The sequence below is a fragment of the Leptolyngbya sp. 'hensonii' genome, from assembly GCF_001939115.1.
GTDB lineage: Bacteria > Cyanobacteriota > Cyanobacteriia.
This window is the reverse complement of sequence record NZ_MQTZ01000060.1, coordinates 1-25,577: the sequence shown is the minus strand read 5'-3', so window position 1 is coordinate 25,577 and position 25,577 is coordinate 1. Positions and strand designations below refer to the sequence as shown.

General features: G+C 51.8%; 20 protein-coding genes. 16 read left to right on the top strand and 4 right to left on the bottom strand.

The features are described from left to right. The first annotated feature begins 3 nt into the window (after positions 1-3). From BST81_RS29015 to BST81_RS24955, 6 genes are all read left to right on the top strand, one after another. On the top strand, positions 4-3,981 hold the full coding sequence (locus BST81_RS29015; protein ID WP_253188484.1) for a DUF559 domain-containing protein: 3,978 nt from the start codon (positions 4-6) through the stop codon (positions 3,979-3,981). Beyond that, on the top strand, positions 3,981-4,286 hold the full coding sequence (locus BST81_RS24975) for a hypothetical protein (protein WP_075601234.1): 306 nt from the start codon (positions 3,981-3,983) through the stop codon (positions 4,284-4,286). The genes BST81_RS29015 and BST81_RS24975 overlap by 1 nt, the downstream gene beginning before the upstream one ends. Beyond that, on the top strand, positions 4,274-4,501 hold the full coding sequence (locus BST81_RS24970; RefSeq protein ID WP_075601233.1) for a hypothetical protein: 228 nt from the start codon (positions 4,274-4,276) through the stop codon (positions 4,499-4,501). Before BST81_RS24975 ends, BST81_RS24970 begins: the two co-directional genes overlap by 13 nt. A gap of 105 nt (positions 4,502-4,606) precedes the next feature. Continuing rightward, a complete protein-coding gene (locus tag BST81_RS24965; RefSeq protein ID WP_216351454.1) occupies positions 4,607-5,020 on the top strand; it encodes an element excision factor XisH family protein in 414 nt (137 codons plus the stop codon). After that, a complete protein-coding gene (locus tag BST81_RS24960) occupies positions 5,008-5,343 on the top strand; it encodes a XisI protein (protein WP_075601231.1) in 336 nt (111 codons plus the stop codon). The genes BST81_RS24965 and BST81_RS24960 overlap by 13 nt, the downstream gene beginning before the upstream one ends. A 17-nt stretch (positions 5,344-5,360) precedes the next feature. Next, positions 5,361-6,053: a DNA-processing protein DprA gene (locus BST81_RS24955; protein WP_075601230.1), complete on the top strand. Its 693-nt coding sequence runs from the start codon at positions 5,361-5,363 to the stop codon at positions 6,051-6,053. 59 nt (positions 6,054-6,112) lie between these two features. Here the strand turns inward: BST81_RS24955 and BST81_RS24950 are convergent, their stop codons facing one another. Continuing rightward, positions 6,113-8,869 (bottom strand): bifunctional acetate--CoA ligase family protein/GNAT family N-acetyltransferase, encoded by a 2,757-nt coding sequence (locus BST81_RS24950; protein ID WP_075601229.1) that lies wholly within the window; start codon positions 8,867-8,869, stop codon positions 6,113-6,115. A gap of 47 nt (positions 8,870-8,916) precedes the next feature. Next, positions 8,917-9,852: a histone deacetylase gene (locus BST81_RS24945; RefSeq protein WP_075601228.1), complete on the bottom strand. Its 936-nt coding sequence runs from the start codon at positions 9,850-9,852 to the stop codon at positions 8,917-8,919. A 311-nt stretch (positions 9,853-10,163) separates the two neighbouring features. Here BST81_RS24945 and BST81_RS24940 point away from each other — a divergent pair, with 311 nt between their 5' ends. The 9 genes from BST81_RS24940 to urtE all read left to right on the top strand — a co-directional run bounded on the left by BST81_RS24940 (position 10,164) and on the right by urtE (position 22,217). After that, complete coding sequence (locus BST81_RS24940; protein WP_171974848.1) at positions 10,164-10,544, top strand: hypothetical protein; 381 nt, start codon at positions 10,164-10,166, stop codon at positions 10,542-10,544. 62 nt (positions 10,545-10,606) lie between these two features. Next, positions 10,607-12,526, top strand: coding sequence for a tRNA uridine-5-carboxymethylaminomethyl(34) synthesis enzyme MnmG (mnmG, locus tag BST81_RS24935; protein ID WP_075601226.1), 1,920 nt, complete (start codon positions 10,607-10,609; stop codon positions 12,524-12,526). 16 nt (positions 12,527-12,542) lie between these two features. Then, the gene (locus tag BST81_RS24930) at positions 12,543-15,374 is read left to right on the top strand and encodes a pitrilysin family protein (RefSeq protein WP_075601225.1); all 2,832 of its coding nucleotides are present in this window, start codon (positions 12,543-12,545) and stop codon (positions 15,372-15,374) included. 315 nt (positions 15,375-15,689) lie between these two features. Next, entirely contained in the window at positions 15,690-16,145 is a 456-nt protein-coding gene (locus tag BST81_RS24925; RefSeq protein ID WP_083637078.1) for a plastocyanin/azurin family copper-binding protein, read from the top strand. Between the two features lie 309 nt (positions 16,146-16,454). Next, positions 16,455-17,777, top strand: a complete 1,323-nt coding sequence (gene urtA / locus BST81_RS24920; RefSeq protein WP_075601224.1) for an urea ABC transporter substrate-binding protein — start codon at positions 16,455-16,457, stop codon at positions 17,775-17,777. Between the two features lie 187 nt (positions 17,778-17,964). Beyond that, positions 17,965-19,119 carry an urea ABC transporter permease subunit UrtB gene (gene urtB, locus BST81_RS24915; RefSeq protein ID WP_075601223.1) on the top strand — a complete coding sequence of 385 codons (1,155 nt, stop codon included), beginning with the start codon at positions 17,965-17,967 and terminating at the stop codon, positions 19,117-19,119. Between the two features lie 9 nt (positions 19,120-19,128). Continuing rightward, a complete protein-coding gene (urtC, locus tag BST81_RS24910; protein WP_075601222.1) occupies positions 19,129-20,337 on the top strand; it encodes an urea ABC transporter permease subunit UrtC in 1,209 nt (402 codons plus the stop codon). Beyond that, positions 20,297-21,430, top strand: a complete 1,134-nt coding sequence (urtD, locus tag BST81_RS24905; RefSeq protein WP_075601221.1) for an urea ABC transporter ATP-binding protein UrtD — start codon at positions 20,297-20,299, stop codon at positions 21,428-21,430. The genes urtC and urtD overlap by 41 nt, the downstream gene beginning before the upstream one ends. A 31-nt stretch (positions 21,431-21,461) precedes the next feature. Then, positions 21,462-22,217: an urea ABC transporter ATP-binding subunit UrtE gene (urtE, locus tag BST81_RS24900; RefSeq protein ID WP_075601220.1), complete on the top strand. Its 756-nt coding sequence runs from the start codon at positions 21,462-21,464 to the stop codon at positions 22,215-22,217. Positions 22,218-22,692: 475 nt separating this feature from the next. Here the strand turns inward: urtE and BST81_RS27775 are convergent, their stop codons facing one another. Continuing rightward, complete coding sequence (locus BST81_RS27775; RefSeq protein WP_143780492.1) at positions 22,693-22,887, bottom strand: hypothetical protein; 195 nt, start codon at positions 22,885-22,887, stop codon at positions 22,693-22,695. A 374-nt stretch (positions 22,888-23,261) separates the two neighbouring features. Here BST81_RS27775 and BST81_RS24890 point away from each other — a divergent pair, with 374 nt between their 5' ends. Further along, on the top strand, positions 23,262-23,492 hold the full coding sequence (locus BST81_RS24890; RefSeq protein ID WP_075601218.1) for a hypothetical protein: 231 nt from the start codon (positions 23,262-23,264) through the stop codon (positions 23,490-23,492). A gap of 404 nt (positions 23,493-23,896) precedes the next feature. Here BST81_RS24890 and BST81_RS24880 read toward each other — a convergent pair whose 3' ends face one another. Continuing rightward, positions 23,897-25,108: a chloride channel protein gene (locus BST81_RS24880; protein WP_075601216.1), complete on the bottom strand. Its 1,212-nt coding sequence runs from the start codon at positions 25,106-25,108 to the stop codon at positions 23,897-23,899. Positions 25,109-25,577: the final 469 nt, after the last annotated feature.

The window sequence follows — 25,577 nt, the reverse complement described above, 5'->3', positions numbered from 1 at the left end:
GCTATGCCTCTTCACCGTAACCGCGCCCAAACGTATCTCCAGAAGTTTGATTTTGAGTCTCTGTTCATTGAAGAACTGGGCTGGGATACGGTCGATCGCGTTACTCTACCCTTTGAGGTGGATGGCGAACCCTTTGATGTGGTGTCTATTGCTCAAAAACGCGGCTTCACTGTATTCAAGTGCATCACCCCAGAAATTCCAGCCCGCCCGATTCGGGTGAAGCTCGATCGCCAATTGACGGACTACAGCAAATCGCACCTATTGATGTTTGCAGACAAGGGCAAAACCCAACAAACCTGGATGTGGGTGCGACAGGAGCCGGGGAAACCGTTGGCACCCAGATTTGAGCAATATCAAGTGGGGCAGTCTGCCGAGCGGTTGTTGCAGAAGTTAGAGGCATTGGCGATCGCTTTTGCCGAAGAGGAAAAGCTAACCCTGGTTGAAGTTGCCCAAAGGGTCAAAAAAGCCTTTGATGTTGAAAAAGTTACTAAGAAATTCTTTACCCGATTTGAAAAAGAACACGGGCAATTTCTTAAATTTATTCAAGGCATTCAGTCAGAATTCGATCGCACCTGGTATGCGTCGTTGATGCTGAACCGTTTGATGTTTGTCTACTTCATCCAAAAGAAAAACTTTCTGGATGGCGATATCAATTATCTGCGAAATCGGCTTAAGCGGTGTCAGGCAGAATGGGGGACGGATACGTTTCATTCCTTTTATCGACAGTTTTTGCTGAAGCTGTTTCATGAGGGGTTAGGCAAGCCCGATCGCAATCCTGAATTAGATAAATTGCTGGGCAAAATTCCCTATCTGAATGGCGGCTTGTTTGAGGTGCATCAGTTGGAGGAAAAGTACGATCGCACCCTGCAAATTCCCGATGCAGCGTTTGAGCAAGTGTTTAACTTTTTTGATGAGTACGACTGGCACTTAGACGACCGACCCCTCCGTAACCAAAACGAAATCAACCCTGATGTGTTGGGCTACATCTTTGAGAAGTACATCAACCAGAAGCAAATGGGGGCGTACTACACCAAGGAAGACATCACCGAATACATTAGCAAAAATACGATTCTTCCCTTTTTGTTTGATGCGGCGAAAAAGCGTTGTCCCGCAGCGTTTAAGCCCCCTCATCCCCTAACCCCTTCTCCCCTTTTGGGAGAAGGGGAACAAGACGGTTCGGCTCCCCTCTCCCTACCTGGGAGAGGGGCTGGGGGTGAGGGTTCTATCTGGCAACTCCTGCAAGAAAATCCTGACCATTACATCTATCCGGCGGTTCGTCATGGGGTAGATCTTGAACTCCCGACTGAGATTGCCGCTGGCATCAATGATGTGTCGCAACGGGGCGGTTGGAATAAGCCTGCCGCTGAAGGGTTTGCCCTGCCCACAGAAACCTGGCGGGAGCATGTGGCGCGACGCAAACGCTGCATGGAACTTCGGCAAAAGCTGGCAGCAGGAGAAGTCACCCAGATTAATGACCTGATTACTTACAACCTGGATATTCGCCAATTTACCCAGGATGTGATCACCAGTTGCGAAAGCTCGGATTTGCTGAAGGCGTTGTATCAAGCCATTGAACAAGTCTCGGTGCTTGACCCCACCTGCGGATCGGGGGCGTTTTTGTTCGCGGCATTGAATATTTTGGAACCGCTGTATACCGCTTGTTTGGAGCGGATGCAGGGGTTTGTCGATGAGGACGATGCGCGATTGTGCCCTCATCCCCTAACCCCTTCTCCCCTCTTGGGAGAAGGGGAACCGGAAGCTCAAAGTCCCTCTCCCCTTGTGGGAGAGGGATTTAAGGTGAGGGGCAGTGAGGCCAATTCCAGGCAAGAGACTGATCCCGACTATTGGGAAATTTCCCTTGCCCTTCGTCAACGCATGACCGAAGTTGCCCGCGAATTTCGCAAGCAACCCACCCCAAGCGAGGCCATTCTTTGGCAAGCCTTACGAGGACGCAAATTAGACGGGCGTAAATTCAAACGACAGCAACCGATCGGAGCCTTCATCGTAGACTTTTTCTGCGGTGCCGAGCGGTTAATCGTGGAAGTAGATGGGGCTGTACATGAAACTCAGCAAGAATATGACCAACAGCGTCAAGAGCTGCTGGAATCCTTAGAGCTAAGGTTTGTCAGAGTTTCTAGTCAGCAAGTTGAAACTGACCTGAATGGGGTTCTTGAAATAATTCGTGCAGCCTTTCGCCCTCATCCCCTAACCCCTTCTCCCAAGAGGGGAGAAGGGGAACCGGAAGCTCAAAGTCCCTCTCCCCTTGTGGGAGAGGGATTTAGGGTGAGGGGCAGTGAGGGCAAACCCCGCTACGAATACTTCCGCAAGGTGTTGGCGGAGATGGCGAAGCATCCCAACCCCCGCTATTTTGTGCTGAAGTCGATCATGCTGAACAACCTCTATGGCGTAGACATCATGGAGGAAGCGACGGAAATCTGTAAGCTACGGCTATTTTTGAAGCTGGTGGCACAGATGGAACCGCAACCGAAGAAGGAAAACTTTGGGCTGGAACCCTTGCCGGATATTGACTTCAACATTCGCGCCGGGAATACCCTGGTGGGGTTTGCCAGTTTAGAGGAAGTCCGCAAAGCGATAAAACAAGACGGTGACCAACTGAAGCTAGACCTGCAAGACGATGCCAGCCGCATTAACGAAAAAGCGGAACTGGCAGACCGTGCCTTTCAACGGTTCCGGCAAATGCAAACGGAATTTGGCATGGATGTGGGGGATTTTCGCACCGCTAAGAAAGAACTGCGGCGACGCTTAGCAGAACTGAATGAGGAACTGAATCACTACCTTGCCAGCGAATACGGCATTGATGTGAGTAAACCCACTGCCTTTGAAAAATGGCGCGACAGCCATCAACCGTTTCATTGGTTTGTAGAGTTTTATAGCATCGTCGATCTCGGTGGCGTTGATGTGATTATTGGCAATCCACCCTGGAAAGAATATGCCGCAGTCAAAAAATCTCAGTATACGCTTCTAAATTTCCGTTCAGAGAAATGTGGAAATCTGTATGCGCTATGTACTGAGAGAATTTTACAACTCTCTGCTCAATTGGGTTGGGCTAGTTTTATTGTTCAGTTACTTTTGGTAAGTTCATCTCGAATGGTCATATTAAGAGATATGCTGCGTCAGCATTCTCAGTATCTCCTTACCATTCCCTTTGATGACCGACCAGGCAAATTGTTTAAGGATTTAGAGCATTGTAGGAGTAGCATCTTTATTGCTCAAACGAGGAAATCATCTAACTCTGCAAAATTAATTGTTAGCCGCTATCAGCGATGGGCATCACAAGTTAGAGATTATCTGTTTTATCAAATAGAATATGCCGAAATTTTAGGAAGGCTAATTTATGCTGACCAATTTCCCAAATACGCAAATCGCCTACAGGAAACTCTTTTTAGTAAGATCACAGCTAATAGTAAGGGCACAGTTGGAAATTTAACAGCTAAACAAGAATCAGACGATTTTATTTTCTATCAAGAAGCGACTCAATACTGGGCTAAAATCACGACCCGACTTCCCCACTATGCAAAAAATGGAGTGGTTGGTGCGCCTGCTCATGGACGTTACTTATATTTTGAATCAGAAGCAGTTGCAAATATTGCTTGTGCCCTGTTAAACAGCAGTTTGTTCTATGCTTACTTCATCGCTTATGGAGATTGTTTCCATTTGAGCGATAAGCTAGCTTCAGGATTTCCAATTACGGATAATCTTGTTCATGATCAGAAGTTAGTAAATCTGAACCAGCAATTAATGGAAGACCTGAAGGTAAATGCTGAGAATAAAACCATCAAAACAAAAGATGGTGATTTAATTGAGTACGAAGAGTTTTCCGCATCTCAATCAAAACCCATCATTGACGAAATCGATCGCGTCCTTGCCCAACACTACGGCTTCACCGACGAAGAACTCGACTTCATCATCAACTACGACATCAAATACCGCATGGGCAGAGACTCCGGGGGTGATGATTGATGAGTAAATTTGAAATTCTCACCCCCCTAAACTTCACCGTCCGCACCTCAGAAGAATATTGGCAAAAGCTAATCGTCAAACATCCAGACATTGCCGATCTCGAAGCCGAAGTCAGACAAGCGCTGAACAGTCCCGATGAAATTCGTCGCAGTAGCCGAGATCCAAACCTGTTGCTGTTTTACCTAACTTTGAAAGAAAAGCGATGGGTCGTTGCTGTTGCCCGCCGATTAAACGGAGATGGATTTCTGATTACCGCTTACCAAACCGATGCAATCAAAGAAGGAGAAACCTTATGGCACAAGTAAAAATCTACTACGAACCCGAAATGGAGTTGTTAACCGTTTTCTGGCAACCTCCCCGCAAAAATCAAATTGCCACAGAGCTAGGTGATGGAGTCATCCTAATCAAAGATGGAACGACAGGCGAACCCATTGGCATGGAACTTTTAGCCTATCATCCTAGCGATAACCGCTTTGATGCCGTCAGCGTCGAAATGGGTCGGTTGGCAGGTATTTCGTGATCGCGTCCTTGCCCAACACTACGGCTTCACCGACGAAGCACTCGACTTCATCATCAACTACGACATCAAATACCGCATGGGCAGAGATTCAGGAGGTGATGACTGATGGCAAAAGATCTTTTCCATGATGTGGTTAAAGAAGCTCTCCTGATTGAGGGCTGGCAAATTACCCACGATCCCTTTCCCGTAGCCTACGGCGATGTCCAAATGCAAATTGACTTGGGCGCTGAACGCCTACTTGCCGCCGAACGGGGTACCGAAAAAATCGCTGTAGAGGTAAAAAGCTTTACCAATCCCTCAGCCATCTCTGAATTTCATATGGCTGTCGGACAGTACCTCAATTATCGTCGGGCATTGCGATCTCAAGAACCAGCCAGAATACTCTATCTAGCAGTTCCCAGCCAAACCTACGAAGAATTTTTTCGCCTTAGATTCATTCAAGAAGGAGTTGTGGAATATCAACTTTACTTAGTTGTCTATGACGTAGAAGACAGGAGGATCATTCAATGGATAAAGTAATTCAGTACCGCCAAATCATTCAGGAAACCCTACTTGCCCATAGCAAAATTAAACCTGCCTATGGTGAAATTGAAATGGAAGTTTTATTCGATCAAGAACGCGATCGCTACCAGGTCTTGCGAACGGGCTGGCTCCAAAAAAGTCGTGTTTACGGCGTTCTAATTCACATCGATCTGAAAAACAACAAAGTCTGGATTCAGTATGATGGCACAGAAGTGGGTGTCGCCAACGAGCTATTGGAACGAGGAATCCCTAGAGAAGATATTGTCTTGGCTTATCACTCACCCTTCATGCGCCAATATGATGGTTTTGCAGTGAGTTGACGAATAGCAAGTTTCTCATGCATGATGCCGCTCTAACTCTGCAAACGATCGCCCCCGATCATCTAGCCTATCCTGCTCCACTCAAAACCTGTGTTGCTTTCAAAACGCCACCAATTCTGAATGCGATCGGTAATCTTGATTTGCTCTCCCAAAACCCCATCGCTCTCTTCTGCTCCAAGCAATGTCCTGGTGACCTTATCCTCAAAGCCTATGACCTTGCTCAGAGCTTGCGAGATGCAGAAATTCCCGTCATCAGCGGTTTACACACCCCCATCGAACAAGACTGCCTCAAAATAATGCTGCGTAGCACCCAACCTATCATCCACTGCCCTGCCCGTAGCATTTCCAAAATCCGCCTCTCACCGGAGCAAAAACAGGCAATTGGCGAAAATCGTTTACTTTTAATTTCGCCCTTTAGTGCAAGCTATCCCCGCGTAACGGCTGAACTGGCGGGCAAAAGGAATGAAATGATTGGGACGATCGCTCACACCATCTTTATTGCCTACGCCTCCCCCAACAGCAAAACCCTAGCTTTTGCCCAAAGCCTGATTTCGGCAGGAAAATCCGTAGTTACCTTTGCTAGCTCTAGCAACCCATTGTTACAAGAGCAAGGCATTGTTGGTTTGGATATAGATGAGATTGTGCGACGCTGCTTAGATGCTCAAATATCACACACCCAAAAAGCTGCAAGCATTGATAATGAGAGATAGTGTTTATCAAGCCCTGCATTGGGTATTCTGCATCCTGCCCGACTCAGCGGCTTATCCCTCTACAAATCAATCTCCGCCTTCGTAATCTCCGCTCCTCGCCGGAAGCGGAAACCCACCTTCTCACAGACCCGCTGCATGGCCACATTTTCAGCCAGCACCTCTGCGGTAATCCGTGTCAGCCCTTCAGCTCGACCTACCTGCAACAAACGCCGCAGAATCTCAGTTCCCAGACCCTGCCGCTGGAATGGGTCACTGACCAGCATGGCAAACTCCGCCTCACTCACCCCATGCTGCTTACTCAAGCGACCGATCGCCAGGATCTCATGTTTCCCAGTTTCAGGATTCTTGTAATCAGCTACTAGAGCCATCTCTCGATCGTAATCGATAAAGCAAAGTCGAGCCATCCGTTCATGGGCAGTCCGCTGACTCAATTTCATTAAGTGGAAATAGCGCAGGTAAACACTTTGCTCTGAAAGGGTTTCATGGAATTGCACGGCCAGAGGCTCATCCTCCGGACGAATCGGACGAATCATCACCGGGTTCCCATTCTTTAAGGTCCAGGGGGCGGCATATTGGGTGGGATAAGGCCGAATCGCCAGTTTGGGCAGCGCCTCTTCCTGGACCTCTGGGTCATGGAGCACAATGCGCGCATCCAGGGCTAGCAGGGGAGAGCGGCTAGTACCCAGTGGAGCCGCCAAGAGAGGATTAATATCAATTTCCCTAATCCAGCGTTGCTCGACGACCAGTTGGCTGAAACGAACCAGGAGCTGTTCTAGAGCGGCCAGGTCAACCGCATTTCTGCCCCGTACCCCCTGCAGTGCTTTGTGGATTTGGGTCTGCTCGATCATGCGACGGGCCAGGGTGGTGTTTAGGGGAGGCAACGCGATCGCCCGATCGCGGAACACCTCCACCAGTTGTCCCCCAGTTCCGAACAGGAGCACCGGACCAAATTGGGGATCGAGGGAGCTACCCACAATCAGCTCATACCCTTCCAGTTTCAGCATGGGCTGGACCGTTACCCCGCCAAAGTGCTCCGGTCCAGCCTTTTCACTGACCGAGGTCTGAATAGCCCGATAGGCCCGCCGAACCGTTTCCGCATCTGGTAGGTTGAGGCGGACGCCACCCACATCGGTTTTGTGGGTAATGGTTTCCGAATAGAGCTTCAGCACCGCTGGATAGCCCAGGTTATTCGCCAGTTCCACCGCGTCTTCTTCACAGGTGGCAACACGGGTTTCCACCACAGGAATACCGTAGGCAGCCAGAATTTGCTTGGACTCATATTCAGTCAGGAGGGTGCGGCCTGATGCCCGAACCTGTTGAATCAGGCTGGCTGCCAGGGCCCGGTTCTCATGCTCCCCGTCTGGCATCAGAGGAGTTTCGTATAAGCCCCGCAGGTTGTAGCTGTACTGCCACATGTAGGTGAACACCCGCGCCGCTGAATCGGGATAGGCATAGGTGGGAATACTGGCGCGGTTCAGAATCGATTCCCCAGCCAGAACTTCAGCTCCCCCCATCCAACTGGCCAGAATCGGACCCGTTTTCATCCCCGGTTGTCGGCTCTCCAGATGGGCTTTCAGGTGCTCCGCAGTCTGGGTCGGGTCAGTCATGGACTGGGGTGTCAAAATGACCAGCAGGCCATCACTATTGGGGTCTTTAGCAGCAATCTCCAGTGCTGTGGTGTATCTTTTCGGATCTGCATCTCCCAGAATATCGATCGGATTGTTGTGGCTCCAAAAAGTGGGCATCGTCTGGTTCAGGGACTCAACCGTTTCTTCCGAGAGCGTAGTCAGTTCACCACCGGTGGAGATCAGGTAATCCGTGGCGAGAACCCCCGGTCCCCCGGCATTGGTGATAATTGTCAGACGAGGGCCTTTGGGCCGGGGCTGCTTGGCCAGAACTTCGGCCATGTTGAATAACTCTGAGATCTTGGTCACCCGTAACACGCCACATCGGCGGAAAGCGGCATCCAGTACTTCATCTCGACCGGTCAGGGCTCCCGTATGGGAAGCAGATGCTTTGGCGGCGGCTTCAGTCCGTCCTGCTTTGATGACAATGATGGGCTTCGATAGGGCTACTTCGCGGGCTGCCGAGAGGAACGATCGGGCATCTCCGACGGATTCCATGTAAATCACAATGCTCTGGGTGTGGGGATCATCGCCCAGATAGTAGATCAGATCCCCCCAGCCCACATCCAGCATGGAGCCGATCGAAATAAAGGCACTGAACCCGACATTTTCCCGAAAGCTCCAGTCCAGAATCGAAGTACAGAGGGCTCCGCTCTGACTGATAAATCCAACGTTGCCGGGACGGGCCATTGCACTAGCGAATGTCGCATTCAGCCCACTATGGGGATTCATCACCCCCAGACAGTTGGGACCGACAATCCGCAGTTTCCCCCGGGCCGTTTCGAAGATCTTTTTCTCCAGCTCAATCCCCGCTGGACCAATTTCCTTAAATCCGGCAGAAACAATCACTACCCCTTTAACGCCAGCATCCACACATTCCTGAATAATGGCTGGGATAGTTGGGGCTGGTGTTGCGATCACCGCCAGGTCAACCTGTTCCGGAACCTCTGCCAGATTGGGATGGGCCTGAATCCCCATCACATTCCGGTGCTTGGGATTGATTGGGTATACCGTGCCCCCGAAGGAATTACTGACCAGGTTCCACAACAGGGTGCGTCCGACACTGCCAGGTTTATCGGTGGCCCCAATCAGCGCAACTGTTTGGGGCGCAAAAATGGTGTTGAGGGGTTGGCGCTCAGAGCGCAAAATATCATAGGTGGGATCAGTCTTGGATGGGTTGAAAGTCTGCATAGTACGTGCCTCTTGGCTGCTAAAGGTGGAACAGGGGAGGGCATCAATTAATCATTGATGACGCCTAAACAGGGTTCGATCGTTGCTACAACAGACTGGGCTAGAGCTGGTGGGTCATACCCCCCCTCCAGACCAAACACAATGCGCCGAGTAATGGGTAAACAATATCGGGTAAACAACCCGAAGTCCTCTGGTTCCAGGCAAATATCGGCCAGGGGATCCGTTGTACAGGCATCATAACCAGCACTCACAATCAACAAATCAGGTTGAAAATTCGATAGAAATGGCACCACTTGTCGCTCAAAGGCGGGTTTATAGTCTGCAATAGAACTTTGAGGCAGCATCGGAATGTTCAGCACATTGCCGAAGGGTCCCCGGTCATTCGATCGCCCGGTTCCCGGAAACAGGGGAGATTGATGCAACGAGCAGTAGGCGATACTGGGATGATGTTGAACCAGGGTTTGCGTTCCATTCCCATGATGGACATCCCAATCCAGAATGGCCACCCGCTGGCAGCCTGGCTGCGTCAGAGCGTAGTGGGATGCGATCGCCTCATGGTTGAAAATGCAAAACCCCATGCCCCGATCGCGCAGGGCATGGTGCCCTGGGGGACGGGCCAGGACAAAAACCGGTCTGTCAGCGATCAGCGCCTCATCCACCCCATCTAACCAGGCATTCACAGCCAGCAGCGCCACCTCATAGGTGTGGGGTGAAACCACCGTATCCGGATCGAGATTGCCGCCTCCCTGATGGGCCACCTGTTTCACAGCCTCGACATAGCCCTCTGTGTGAATGTGATAGATGATATGCAGCAGCATATCCCCTCTAACCTCAGGGCTGGACGGCGATCGCCAGTCCAGGTGCTCTTTCCAGGGTAGCGTTCTGAGCACAGTCGTAATTGCTGACAGGCGGGCCGGTGATTCAGGATGAAAATTCCCAGGATCATGGAGTAGAAACTCATCAGTATAGATAATCGGTAACACGGCTTCTCCTCCGCGTTTTATTTCCTGCGATAATCTGAGCAACTCTCCTACAGAATGCGATAGGTTGGCAAAGGATTAATAGGCGATATTGATACCAAATTTAATCTGAGCCCGTCACAGGTGATGATACAGATGGAGATGACTCACCTAATGGCATTTCAACTCTACCTGGAGCTTAAGCGGGAAACTTGAGGAACTTGTGAGGGAATCGTTAAGGTTACCGCTGCAAAGCCATTGACAACCCTATAGTCCCTTTGAAATTTATGCTATCCCTGCTTTTACTAGTGTGCTCTTTGCTCCTCTTTATAGGTGTGATGCTGGCCTCCCTGTGGATTATCTCCAGATTTGGCTGGTCGGCTCTGGCCGATCGCTATGGCACCGATCAAAAACCGATCGGCCAGGAGTACTACTGGTGCAGTGGCAGTTTTGGACCGTTGACTAATTACAACGGGGGCCTGGAGGTGGTGCTGGCCCGCGAGGGCATTTATGTTGCGCTGATTAAACTGTTCCGCTTTGCCCATACCCCTGTATTACTGCCCTGGTCAACGGTCACTGGGATTGATGTCTGGAGCTTTCTGTCGTTTCAATATACGCGGTTGACGATTCACAGCAATGGCACCCCTTTTGAACTCTTTCTGCCTTTAGACAGTAAAGCCACCGCTGAAGCCCTCTGGACAGAAAATCGCAGTTGAGCCAATCCGACCGATCGGAGCCGCTAGAATTGGATGGAACGGCTCATCCTTGCGGACAAACCATGACTCTGGATTCATCTGTGGAGTTTCAAGACGCTTTCGATGTGGTGGTGGTCGGTGCGGGCCATTCTGGCTGTGAGGCCGCCCTAGCCGCAGCTCGATTGGGTTGCCGGACCCTCCTGCTCACCCTCAACCTGGACAAAATTGCCTGGCAACCCTGCAATCCTTCTGTGGGGGCACCGGCCAAATCCCAACTGGTGCATGAGGTAGATGCTCTTGGGGGTGAAATTGGCAAGATGGCCGATCGCACCTATCTGCAAAAACGTCTACTCAACTCCTCCCGAGGACCAGCGGTGTGGGCGTTGCGAGCCCAGACAGATAAGCGGGAATATGCCGCAGTCATGAAGGGCATTGTGGAGAACCAGGAAAACCTGGTGTTGCGGGAAGGCATGGTGACGGATCTGGTATTGGGACCGAATGGAGAGGTGATTGGCGTTCAAACCTACTTCGGTGTAGCATTCCAGTGTCAGGCTGTGGTTTTGACCACTGGCACTTTCCTGGGGGGGCGCATCTGGGTGGGCAATAAGTCCATGGCAGCGGGTCGGGCTGGGGAGTTTGCAGCAGTGGGTCTGACCGATACCCTGAATCGGCTAGGCTTTGAAACAGGTCGCCTGAAGACGGGCACCCCTGCCCGGGTCGATCGCCGATCGGTGGACTATACTCGCCTGGAACCCCAACCCCCCGATACTGAGGTGCGCTGGTTCAGCTTCGACCCTACAGTCTGGGTGGAGCGGGAGCAGGTGAACTGTTACCTGACCCGGACTACGGCAGAAACCCATCGCCTGATTCGGGAAAACCTCCACCTGTCTCCTGTGTATGGCGGTTGGGTCGATGCCAGAGGCCCCCGCTACTGTCCCAGTATTGAAGACAAGATTGTTCGATTTGCCGACAAGGAGAGCCACCAGATTTTCATTGAGCCAGAAGGCCGGGATATTCCTGACCTTTACATTCAGGGGTTTTCCACGGGTTTGCCCGAGACTCTGCAACTGCAGATGCTGCGCTCTCTACCAGGGCTGGAAAACTGCACCATGCTACGGCCTGCCTATGCGGTCGAGTACGACTACATTCCGGCCACCCAGTGCTACCCCACCCTGATGACCAAGGCGATTGCAGGGCTGTTCTGTGCTGGTCAGATCAATGGTACTACCGGCTATGAGGAGGCGGCGGCCCAGGGACTGCTTGCTGGCGTCAATGCGGCCCGGTTTGTGCGGGGTCAGTCTCTGATCATCCTCCCCCGGGAACAGAGCTACATCGGTACCTTGATCGATGACCTCTGTACCAAAGACCTGCGGGAACCCTACCGCATGCTCACCTCCCGATCGGAATACCGGTTGCTGCTACGATCCGACAACGCGGACCAGCGGCTCACCCCCCTGGGCCGGGAAGTTGGGCTGATCGACGATCGGCGTTGGAACCTGTTCACCCGCAAACAGGCCAACATCGCTGCGGAAAAAGAACGGCTGCATGAAATTCGCGTCAAAGAGCACGACCCGATCGGACAGCAGATTAAGGTCGAAACCCAGCAGACGATCAAGGGCGGGATTTCCCTGGCCGATCTGCTCCGTCGTCCGGCGTTCCACTACATTGACCTGGAACGGTATGGTCTGGGCAATCCTGCCCTGGACCCCATGGAGAAAGAGGAAGCTGAGATCGACATCAAATACTCGGGTTACCTGCAGCGCCAGCAGTATCAGATCGACCAGATCAGCCGCCAGGAACATCGTCCCCTCCCTGCCGATCTGGACTATAGCGCCATCACCACCCTCTCGAAAGAATCCCGCGAAAAGCTCTCCAAGATTAGACCCTTGACGATCGGTCAGGCGACCCGCATCGGCGGCGTCAACCCGGCTGATGTCAATGCCCTCCTGATCTACCTGGAAACCCAATCCCGACAGTTCTCTTACATAACAACCGACCCCTAAAGTAACTCGAAATCTTATGTTGAATCGCAGTCATCGATTCCATCTACCTTTCCTCCTATTCGCGATCGGTCTGAGTGCAGTTCTATTTTTTTCTCCGGTTGCCGGGTTTAGTCAGACCACTGGCCTCGAAACTCCTCAGGCTTTGCAACCCCCCGAGATCGTTGTCAGACAATCCAACGATCAACAACCGGGTTCCCTCTCCCTGACTCAGGGCGTCAAGAAGACGGTATTGGAAAATGGGCTGACTGTCCTGACCAAAGAAGTCCATACCGCTCCTGTTGTGACCGTGCAGGTCTGGTATCGGGTCGGCTCACGGGATGAGACCCCTGGAATTAACGGCATCGCACACCAACTGGAACACCTCCTATTTAAGGGGACCCAGAGCCGTCCCATCCAGTTTGGCCGTTTGTTCAGCGCCCTGGGTAGTTCCTCCAATGCCTTTACCAGTTACGATCAGACTGCCTACTTTGGTACCGTCCGCCGGGATAAACTGGACGCGCTCCTGGTTCTGGAAGCCGATCGGATGCAGAATTCCATCATTGATGCCGATCAACTGACCAGTGAAAAGCGAGTCGTCATTTCTGAGTTGCAAGGCTATGAGAATAGTCCTGACTATCGCCTGCGCCGGACGGTGTTACGCACTGCTTTTCCAGATAGTTCCTACGGGTTACCGATCGGGGGCACCAAGGCCGATGTGGAGCAATTTACTGTAGAGCAGGTCCGCGCCTACTACCGCACCTACTATCATCCGGATAATGCCGTGCTGGTGATTGTGGGGGATTTTCAGACTGAACCGACCTTGAAGCGGGTGAGAGAGAGCTTTGGTCAGATTGCAGGCCGTTCTCCAGGGGAGCGGAAAGACCTGGCTTCGACTCAGGCAACCGTTCCGGCACAGACGAAACCAACTACGCCGATCGTCCTGCGGGAACGGGGCAGTGCTCCCCTGATCCAGATGGTGTATCCCCTGCCAACAGTGGCCCACCCCGACATTCCTGCCCTTCAGGTTATGGATCTGGTTCTGACGGAAGGCCGGAGTTCCCGACTGTACCAGGCTCTGATTGAAACAGGGCTGACCAGCGCGACAGGTGGATATACAGCCAATCTGATTGCAGGGGGATGGTATACCCTGTATGCCACGGCTGTGAGCGGGCAATCCTTAGAGAAGATTGATCAGGTTTTTCTCCAGACAATCTCAACCCTGCAGGAAAAGGGCATCACTGAGGCAGAACTGAATCGAGCCAAAGCTCAACTGCTGGCTTCTACCATCCTCCAGAATCGGGATATCACCAGTCAGGCGTTTCAACTGGGCAACGACCAGATCAGTACCGGTGACTATCGCTATACCGATAAAATTCTGGCTGCGGTGAAGCAGGTCACGAGCGCTGATGTGCAGCGTGTTGCCAAAACTTATTTGCAACCTATCCAGAGAACGGTGGGTTATTTTGAACCCTTGCAGCAAGCGGGTAACCCTGGTGTAGGGTCCTCTGGTGCAGTTCCGATAACGGAGAATTTCAGTCCTGGTCAACCGGTTGATCCGGCAGAAGTGGCAAAATACCTGCCCCCCGCCAATGCTGACGCCGTGAAATCGACACAGGCCCTGCCCCAGTCATTTACTTTGCCTAACGGGTTAAAGGTGTTACTGTTGCCCGATCGCAGCACCCCCACTGTCACCCTGAGCGGATATATTCGAGCTGGGGCAGAATTTGACACCCCCGAATCAGCCGGTCTGGCCAGCTTAACTGCGGGTAACCTGATGAATGGAACCCGCACGAAGGATGCCCTGACCCTGGCGCAGACGCTGGAAAACCAGGGGGCCCGTCTGGGCTTTAGTGCCAACCGGGAAGGTGTTAGCGTGGGTGGCATTGCCCTGGATGGTGATTTGCCAATTCTAATCAGTACCCTGGCAGATGTGGTGCAGAATGCCAGTTTCCCAGCCCAGGAACTGGAATTGAGTCGGCAGCGAGCTCTGACCGGGTTAAAGCTGGAACTGGATAATCCGGCTCGCCTGGGCAGACGGGTCTTCCAACAAACGGTCTATCCGAATAATCATCCGTTCCACACCTTTCCCACAGAAGCCAGTTTGAAAGGGATTACCCGGGATGGGATGGTGCGTTTCTACCAGGAGCATTATCGGCCAGATGCTACAGTGCTCGCTCTGGTGGGCAGTTTTGATCCAGCGACTGTGAAGCAATTGCTGCAGCGAGAACTGGGCCTCTGGAAAACGGCTGGGGCTCCCCCAGCGGTCACCTATCCCTCGGTGAGCCTGCCCAAGAGTCCTGTCCGGTTAACCCCAGACATGCCTGGGAAAACGCAATCGGTTACGCTCCTGGGCTACCAGGGGATTAACCGACGCGATCCTCTCTACTATCCGTCTCTGGTTTTGAATGAAATCCTTGGCGGGAGTACCCTATCCAGCCGGTTGGGAACGGAGATTCGCGATCGCCAGGGCTTGACCTATGGCATCTACAGCTTCTTTGCCGCTGGTCAGCAGAAGGGGCCTTTCCTGATCCAGATGCAAACGGCTCCAGAAGATGCCCAGCGGGCGATCGTGGCCACAGTCAAACTTCTAGAACAGTTGCGAGACGTGGGTGTGACTCCGGATGAGGTGACAACTGCCAAACGGGCTCTCACCAACAGCTACCCAGTCGATCTGGCCGATCCCGATAATCTGACGGAAGTCATCCTGATGAATCAGGTCTATGGGCTGAGCCTGGATGAGCTGCGCCAGTTTCCGGCTAAGGTGGATGCCATCACACCGGTCCAGGTGAATCAGGCGATCAAGGAGTTAATTCATCCCGATCGACTGGTGATTGTGACCGCCGGTCCGGTATCCGCCGCTTCCAAGTAGGAGCGATCGACTGCACCCAGGGTCGATATCGTGGGAGTCAGAAGCCGGGAGACAGGTGGCAGAGGGTTTCTGGCCCACTGAACTCCCCCAGCCCTGCGGGCTACCCCTCCCAAGTGGGGATTTAATGCAAGTTCGCTCCTTGGAACCCAATTTCTATGAGATTCTGTACATAAGGAGAGATCTCCAGGGGGGATGGCAGAGAATAAAGCCAGAGAAGAGGCCGATGCCTGATTCCTAAATTCTGCCTCGTGCATGTGGTCTTCCTCTGTCCCGGCTTCAATCAGTTGCTCAATCAAGACTGTAAGGGAGAACTTGATGCAAACCCACCCGATCGTGAGAGTTCTGTGCGTCCTGTTAGGACTGCTGATATGGCTCGGTCTTGCTATCCCCCCAGTCATGGCTGCTCCTGCCGATCCTCTCAAACAGGCTCCGATCGAGGTCACAGTTAGCCTGGGCAATGAGGCCAATGAGTTGAAATTTGGGCCTGATTATCTGGAATTTCAGACGGGCAAACGCTACAAACTGATTCTGAGCAATCCCAGCCCTCAGAAACACTACTTCACGGCCAAAGACTTTGCCGATGGCATCTGGACCCAGAAAGTAGAAGCAGGCCGGGTGGAGGTTAAGGGGGCCATCCATGAGCTGGAGCTAAAACCTGCAGCCATCGCCGAATGGGTTTTTATTCCCCTCAAGGCCGGTCAGTACGAGGTGCGTTGCCCAATTCCGGGCCATACGGAAGCCGGGATGAGAGGCAAACTCCTGGTGCAATAGGGATATACAGAAATCGCCAATCCTCAGTGTGTTAATCATGGGGACCACTGCACCTGTGGTATCCATTCCTGTCTAGTGGCCTCACTAGACAGGAATGTCCAGTAGCACAATGCAGGTGACAGCCGATTGCAAGCCTACTTGCGGGGCTGACATCCGTACAAAGGGGTAAAAATCTTACCTGTCCAATGAATTTATTTGCAGCAAGATGGGGTTTTGTAATCTTGGATACAAAATATCAATCTCAGGTACCTCACCTTATTGTGTAGTCCTTAAGTGATATCGCTTATTTTGTGAGGAGAGAACAACCCCATGTCAAGGCAATTTGGGCGGCGTAAATTTTTGCTCTACGGCTCCGCTACGTTAGGAACCAGCATTCTGCTGAAAGCATGCACACCTCCGACTCCCACCACGACCGAGAGTCCGGCGTCCCCAACCACTTCTCCCTCGGCATCTCCGGCAGCCAGTGGTGGCGGCATTAAGGTTGGTATTCTCCACTCCCTGAGTGGCACGATGGCAATCAGTGAGAAGAGTGTTGTTGATGCTGAAGAACTGGCGATCGAAGAAATCAACAAAGCAGGCGGTGTCTTAGGCAAGCAGATCGAATTTGTCAAGGAAGACGGGGCATCCGATTGGCCCACCTTTAACGATAAAGCGAAGAAGCTGATCGATCAGGACAAGGTGGTCACCATCTTTGGTTGCTGGACTTCCGCCAGCCGCAAGGCTGTGCTGCCGACCTTCGAATCCAAGAACCACATGCTCTGGTATCCGGTGCAATACGAAGGCCAGGAATGCTCCAAGAATATTTTCTACACGGGAGCAGCACCCAACCAGCAAATTGAGCCCTCGATCGATTGGTTACTGGAGAAATACAAGGGTAAGCCTTTCTTCCTCGTGGGTTCAGACTATGTCTTCCCCCGTACCGCCAACACCATCATCAAAGCCCAACTGGCGGCGAAAGGGGGCAAGGTTGTGGGTGAAGACTACATTCCCCTGGGCAACACCGAAGTGACCCCAATTATTTCCAAGATCAAAGCAGCCATGCCCGATGGCGGCGTGATCTACAACAGCTTAAACGGGGACAGCAACGTAGCTTTCTTCAAGCAGTTGCAGGGTGCTGGTCTGGGTCCAGATAAGTATCCCTCCATGTCCGTCAGTATCGCAGAAGAAGAGGTGAAGGCGATCGGGGTGGAATACCTGAAAGGCCATTACGCAGCCTGGAACTACTTCCAGACTGTGAATACTCCTGCCAGTAAGAAGTTCGTGGAAGCTTTCAAGGCCAAGTACGGGGCTGATCGGGTGGTGAACGATCCGATGGAAGCCGCTTACATTATGGTCTACCTGTGGAAACAAGCGGTTGAGAAGGCAGGCACTGCTGATGATCTGGAAAAGGTTAGAGCAGCTGCCTATGGCCAGACCTTCGACGCTCCGGAAGGTAAAATCACGATGAATGCTAACCACCATATTTCCAAGTTCGTCCGCATCGGTCAGGTGCGGGAAGATGGTCTCTTCGATGTGGTGTTTGAGACCAAAGAAGCCGTGAAGCCAATCCCCTGGAACCAGTACGTTACTGAAACCAAGGGCTACGCCTGCGACTGGTCCGATTCGAAGAAAGGCGGCAAGTATAAGGTCTAGTTATTAGTCATTAGTTATTTGGAGCATGAGGATTGGGACCCGAATTCTTGATTGATAACCCAACGATCAAGTCAGTCCAAATGACTCATGACCAATGACAAATTTTAGATAGATTTTGGATTTTGGGCTACAGACCTGGAGTAGGTTCAGAATCCAAAATCTATTCATTGTGTTAGGGAGAAAATCGTTGTTTGAAGGACTTCTGGAACCGTTATTCGGTGGGCTGAGTATTGCCTCAGTGCTACTCCTCTCGGCCTTGGGACTGGCGATCGTCTTCGGGCTCATGGGGGTCATCAACATGGCCCATGGCGAACTCATGATGCTGGGCGCTTACACAACCTTTGTGGTGCAGAATGCGCTGAAGAAGACGGCCTTCGCAGATCTGTATATCTTCCTGGCATTGATCGCAGCCTTCATTGTGACTGCCCTGCTGGGGTTGCTGCTGGAGCGAGGCGTGGTCCGCTACCTCTATGGGCGGCCTCTGGAAACCCTGCTGGCAACCTGGGGGGTAAGTCTGATTCTGCAACAGTTTGTTCGCAGCGTTAGCTGGCAGCTCGTTGCCGGTATTGTGCTGTTTTGTCTATTCTTTTTTGGCTCCCTTTGGGCGATCGATCGACGGGCTGATCTGGCCCGTTGGCGTAACGGGTTAGCCACCCTGATGTTTGTGATCAGTTCAGGCATTGCTATCACCGTCTCTAACATTCTGGGGGCGACCTACAAACTGGCTGCAACCAAGCCCTGGTTTGGAACGCAGGGGGTGGATGTCACTGCTCCAAAATGGCTGCGGAGCGGGTTAATTGTCGGGACCTATCAGTTGCCCTACACCCGTCTGTTTATCATTGTGTTGACGATCGCCTGTGTGCTGGGTATCTACTGGTTTCTGAACCAGACCGCCTGGGGATTGCGAATTCGGGCTGTGACCCAGAACCGGGAGATGAGTTCCTGTCTGGGGATTCCCACCAAGACGGTAGATGCTCTCACCTTTGCGATCGGGTCAGGGCTGGCCGGTATTGCGGGTTGTGCGGTGAGTCTCCTGGGTTCGGTCAGTCCGAATACAGGACAGGCCTACATCGTAGACACATTTATGGTGGTCGTCGTGGGGGGTGTGGGCAAGTTGGTGGGTAGCATCGTTGCCGCTACCGCCATTGGCCTGGTTAATTTTGTCATCAGTTCTAACGCCTTTAAGCCTCTGGTCAGCTTCAGTGCTGATCTCACTGCTATTTTTGATTTCTTTGCCACCTCCAGTATGGCGAAGGTTCTGGTCTTCGCCCTGATTGTGGTCTTTCTTCAGTTCCGCCCTGCCGGTCTGTTCCCGCAGAAGGGACGCACGGTAGATGCTTAGGGGGTTTTCATGACGGTAGAAACGATAGAACCCAAAACCGAAGCCCCAGCCTCATTGGGGGGCCGAAAAAAGCGATATCTGCTGCTAGAAGCAGGGATTGTCATTGCCCTTGCCCTGGTGCTCCTACTGGTGATTCCGCCGATTTTGAATGGGATAGGTCAGACGGTGCGGGTCAACCAGTTGGGACGGTATATGTCCCTGGCGATCGTGGCTCTGGGTATTGATTTGATTTGGGGCTATACCGGGCTTCTGAGCTTGGGGCATGGCATTTTCTTCGCCCTGGGGGGCTATGCCCTGGCCATGTATCTGCAACTCCAGCTTCCGACTGGTCAGATCCCAGAGTTCTTCACCCTATACGGAGTGAATCAATTGCCCCTGTTCTGGCAGCCGTTTTACTCCTTTCCTTTCACCCTGGTGGCGATCGTAGTGGTTCCGACGATCGTGGCCGGGTTGATTGGCTATCTGGTTTTCCGTAATCGGATTCGCGGTGTTTATTTCTCCATCCTGACCCAGGCGGCTCTGATCGTATTCTTCAACTTTTTCAATGGGCAGCAGAAGCTGATTAACGGAACCAATGGCCTGAAGACGGATACTTCGCTGCTGTTTGGGATCCAGGTGAGTGATCCGAAGATTCAGACGATGTTCTATGCCCTCAGCATTCTTTTCCTGATGGGAGCCTATGCCCTCTGTCGCTGGCTCACCAGTGGACGCATGGGCCGGATGCTGGTCGCCATTCGGGATGACGAGCCCAGGGTGCGCTTCTCCGGCTATAACCCAACCTGGTACAAGGTGTTTGTGTTTGCCGTTTCCGCAGCTCTGGCTGGAATTTCGGGAGCCCTGTACACGGTTCAATCGGGGATCATTACCCCCAAAGCGATGGATGTGGCCTTCTCGATCGAGATGGTGATCTGGGTCGCTGTCGGTGGACGGGGTTCACTGCTGGGGGCAATTTTGGGTGCCCTGGTTGTCAACTTTGCTAAAACCCTGCTGAGCGAACAGTTTCCAGCTTTCTGGCTGTTTTTCCAGGGAGCCCTGTTCTTGCTGGTTGTGACGGTACTGCCCAGTGGGTTACTGGGTTGGATGCGAACCGATGGTATCCTCTTGCTGCGATCGCTCTTGGGCCGTCGGCCAGCCCTGATTACTTATCCCAGCCTTGAAACTGATCCGGAAGTGGAGTATGAGCGGAAAAATCTTGGAAATCGAGAATCTGACAGTTAGTTTTGATGGCTTTAAGGCCATCAATAACCTCAGTTTCAACATGGATGTGGGAGAACTGCGCGTCGTGATTGGACCGAATGGGGCTGGTAAAACCACCTTCATGGATGTAATCACGGGCAAGACCAAGCCCTCCACAGGGCAGGTTCTGTTCAAAGGGCGTAATCTGCGGGCTTACTCGGAACATCAGATTGCCCGTATGGGGATTGGCCGCAAGTTTCAGACTCCCAGAGTGTATCTGAAGCTGACGCCTCGGGAAAACCTGGAACTCTCCTGTGCCCGTGAGAAGAACGTCTTTGCCGCCCTGTTCGGTCGATCGTCCGCTGGAGAACGGCGCACGGTATCTGGTCTGTTGGAGACGATCGGCCTATCCCTCAAGGCAGATATTCCGGCGGAGCTACTCTCCCATGGGGAAAAACAACGGCTAGAAATTGGCATGCTGGTGGCCCAGTCTCCCGATCTCCTGCTGGTGGATGAGCCAGTCGCCGGTCTGACCGATGAAGAAACTGAACAGGTGGGAGAACTGCTGCTGGCCTTGGCGGAGAGCCATTCCATCATGGTAATTGAACATGACATGGAATTTGTTCGCCAGATTGCCCGCAAGGTCACCGTCTTGCATCAGGGATCTGTGCTCTGTGAAGGCAGTATGGATGAGGTCCAGAATGACCCCAGGGTGATTGAAGTATATCTGGGTCAACAATCCTCAATTTCGGCCCAGCAGATGAAGATCCTGCATATTGTCGCAGCTATGGCCTGGGCGGATGGCGATCTGGCTCCTGAAGAAGAAACCCTGCTGCTCCAGCACCTCAGTTACCAGTTTGCCCACGATCGGGATGAGCAAGAGCAGTTGCAGCATGAGTTACGGGATTATCTCCTGCAAAGTGCTTCCATTGAGGATCTGGTCCCACAATTGCAGACGGTGGCGGAACGGGAGATGGTTTTGAAACTGGCTTATCAGGTGATTCGTGCCAGTAGCCGTGCTGGCAATGGAGCTTTGGTGAATGAGTCAGAATCCTCTGCTTACCAGACCCTGTTGACCCTGTTGGATTTGCCTGGTGAAGCGGTCAGTCGATTGGAAGCCGAAGCCAGTCATTAAAGTAATGGGAAAATAACTCTTAGGAAAGATTATGGTTCACGTGAATGATTCCCTGATGCCCCCCGCGATCTCAGACCCGCCGATGCCGCTCCTGCAGATCAATAATTTGAATGTGTATTATGGCGAAAGTCATATTTTGCGGAACGTAGACATGAACGTTCTACCAGGCAAGATGGTTTGCCTGATCGGTCGCAATGGGGTTGGCAAAACGACCCTCTTAAAGACTGTCATGGGTCTGCTCTCTCCCCGCTTGGGAACAGTTTGTCTGGCCGGACAGGAGATCAATCGCAAAACCCCTGACCAACGGGCGCGTCTGGGAATTGGCTATGTGCCCCAGGGCCGGGATGTCATTCCCCGGCTCACGGTCAAGGAAAATTTGATCCTGGGCCTGGAAGCTCTGACCAAACGGTCCAAAACCCAGCAGATTCCGGAAGAGATCTTCGAATTGTTTCCAGTGTTGAAGACGATGCTATCCCGCATGGGCGGTGATCTGAGCGGCGGACAACAGCAGCAACTGGCGATCGCCCGCGCCCTCATGGGTCAACCCCGCTTACTGGTGCTGGATGAACCCACGGAAGGAATTCAGCCCTCGATCATTCTGGAGATCGAAGCTGCCGTGCGGCGGATTGTCGAAACCACGGGTGTCTCCGTCCTACTGGTGGAACAGCATCTTCACTTTGTCCGCCAGGCCGACTGGTACTATGCCATGCAGAAGGGCGGCATCGTAGCATCAGGCCCAACCCGTGAACTAAGCAATGAAGTGATTCAGAGATTTCTGGCTGTTTAATGGCCTGAACGATCGTTGTGGATGCCTTTCAGTGTTGCAAGTTTCAGGGTGAGTCTTGCTCCTTGAGATGGCAAAGTGTCCATGATGAATTGGAGTGCATCCCACTTTTGTAGCCCTCTCCCTAAATCCCTCTCCCAGAACGAGAGAGGGACTTTGAATCTGGCTCCCCTTCTCCCTCTTTGGGAGAAGGGGCTGGGGGATGTAGACGCGCAGCGGCTTCCCCTTGGGTGGGCAACCTTGCAAAACTGGGATGCTCTCGATGAATTGTACGCTTTGCAGCGGGATTGTCGAGCGATCGCCTTCGAATGCATGCACTTCACATTCGAATGTTTTCGATGATCGAAGCATTGTCTATAGAGCATATTCGAATGCATGAACCGCACATTTGAATGTGCTCTATGCTTGAAGCATTGTTCATAGAGCACATTCAAATGCATTGACTGACAGTTTGAATGCAGCGTCATCCATTGCATTACTATCGACTGTGGGGAAGAGTGCGATCGTGCTCCCATTTCCCCGCACCCGATGCAGGCGTGCTGTTGCAGGCGGCATGCGATCGGTGTTGAGGACGATCGGGCTTTTGCAGCCAGCAGCGCATGGGTCTGGGAGGGCATTGCGAGGGGGAACGATCGGGCCTTCCGGGCTGTTCCATTGAGTCTTTGAGGGCCATGGTGCTCAGGCTCGGAAATAGCTTGAATTTATTTCCCCGACATAGAAGTATGAAAAATATGCTGAGCTTTGCTGTAGATCCACCCCAATCAAGGCAGATACACAGCAGTTCTACTGTAGATCCAGCCTATCTGGGGTGGATACACAGCAAAGCATTCGTTGATTCACCCAATACGGATGGATCTACAGAAATACTCTGTACAATAAATTGTTCTACTGCTTCGTTCAAGGGTTTTGGTAGCCTCTGAGTTCAAGTTGTTGAACAGCAAGTGTTGAATCAGAACCAGAGAACCGGGATCATGGTCTAACCTCATCATGGCTGGTGAATGCCAGATTGTAAAATAGAAGTGGCAAACTATTATTCTTGAGGAATCTATGTCTGCTGCTGCTATTGCCACGATCGTGAAGATGGTCGAATCCTTGCCCGATGAGTTGCAGGAAAAAGTTGTAGAACACATCCGAGACTACATTGCGGATTTAGAAGATGAAAAGCGTTGGGATGCCTCATTTCAACGAACACAGGGTAATCTAGTTGCGGCAGCCCGGAAAGCGAAGCAAGAAATTGCAGCAGGGCAATCGGTGCCGATGGACTATGAGCAACTATGAAGTCTGCGACGCTACCTTCTTTTTGGTTGAGGTATCGAGAATTAAGCAGTTCCGTGAGGGCAGGGGCGCGAAAAGCATACCGTTTGTGGGCTGAGAACCCATTTCATCCATCGTTGCATTTCAAGTGCATTAACAGCGAGGAGGGCATTTGGTCTGTGCGAGTGACACGAAGCCATCGTGCTCTTGGAATCTTGGAAGGTGACACGGTGACATGGTTTTGGATCGGTGATCATGACGAGTACGAGCAATTTTACTCATAAGCGCCAGCAGTAGAACAAATCTGTTGGAGCGGACTGACAAAGTTGATCGGTGTTATGGCAAAAGTTAATGACAGCCGCTCAACAGACCCGTTAGACCGGCATAAAAATTATTTGCAATGGGTCCAAAGAGTTATACAGGGTTTCTCATTTAGTGGTTAGCTGTGAGGCAATAAAGGGATATCGAGGAGCCAGAAAAAAGCCTACTATACTTGCAAAGAGAATAGGGGTAAATGTATTAAATCCTGTTAACTTAGCAAGTAGCAGAGTTGTGCTAATTGGAGTTCTTGTCACAGTTGAGTTGAGAGCTGCCATTACACAAATCATAGCTAAGGTTTCATTGACTCCAACGTGGGACATAGACACCACTTTTCCCAAACACGCTCCTGTAAAAAAGAGGGGAATGATGATTCCTCCGCGCCACCCCCCTGTAACCGTTAGGCTAATTGCAAGCATTTTAGCGATCGCCAAAATGATCAAGAACGAAAGCGTAAAGTTCTTCTCAAGAATCGTTTCAAGTTGATGTTCGCCAAAGAAGCGAGTCATGGGAAATAGAACAGCCAAGCACCCTAACCCTAACCCTGCAACGGTTGTTCTCCAGTAAATGCGGTTGGGTAGTAACCCAAATAAGCGCTCACAACTCCGAAATATTGTAATAAAGAGCCAACCTGCGATCGCACCTATCATTCCATAGATAATAGCTTCGGAAAAATCAAAAAGGTTTGTGACACTGTATTGAGGAAGATGCCAGATTGGGCCAATGCCCAACTTTGTAATGGCTACAAAAATGGTGTACCCTGCACAACTTGCTACCACAGCAGGCAAGATAGCTTCAGCGTACATGACGACACGTTGATGATGGAGAATTTCTAGAGCAAAAAATGCACCCCCTAACGGAGCACCAAATAAAACAGTAAACCCTGATGCCATACCCGCAATGCTCAGCGTTCGTAGAGCGTCTCCGCGTAATCGAAATCGGTCGGCCAACCATGTACCTATTGAACCTGTAACCTGCACCATCGGAGCTTCTGGGCCTGCGCTGCCACCACTCGCAATGCTGATGAGCGATGACAGAATCATAGAAGGATTCTCGCGCATGGCTAATCGCCCACCATTTAGGTGAATGTTATCGATGATTAAACCAATTTCGCCAGGATTTCCTAACCAATGAATCACGAAGCCAATCAGTAAACCAACCGCTGGCATAACAATCAGCAGAGAAAGCCCGTCAACGTGTTCAAATCCTCGCATCAAATGGATCAGTACTACCCAATACATTGCAGCAAATAAACCGCAGATAATGCCAAGTGCCGTCCATAGCAATACAGAGCGAGTGAGTGTAATAGGGTTTTGTCTCATGAGGGTTCCTGTCGGCAGTTAGGTCAAGAGAGTTCGGAATTCTGTATAACCCGATACATTTAAAGCTGCGATTCGTCAATCTATTATAAGTGCGATCGCCGATCTTGTAGGGTGCGTTCCCTCCTGCAACTCCTTCTACCTTGCCGATAGATTTTTGGAACGCACCATGCTCATGCATGCCTTAAAGCAATCTGCCGCAGTCTAATCGGGTAACAGGGAGGTTTTCCCTCCCCGTCCCCACAACACCCCTCATGCGGGTCCGCAAGGGGCGTTTCTCCAAAGGGGTTTAGACGGTTCAATTCCAGAGAATTGATGTCCAGGGCTGGCTGTGCAATTAAGCGCCGACTGCTGGCTCCCCCATCCGGGTTCATCGCCCGTCGAGCTTTGCGGCTCCTCCCTGCTCTTTGAAGTATTGCTTCGCAACGCTGGCGCGAACAGCCCTACTGCTACCGCAGAAGCAAGCTACGCC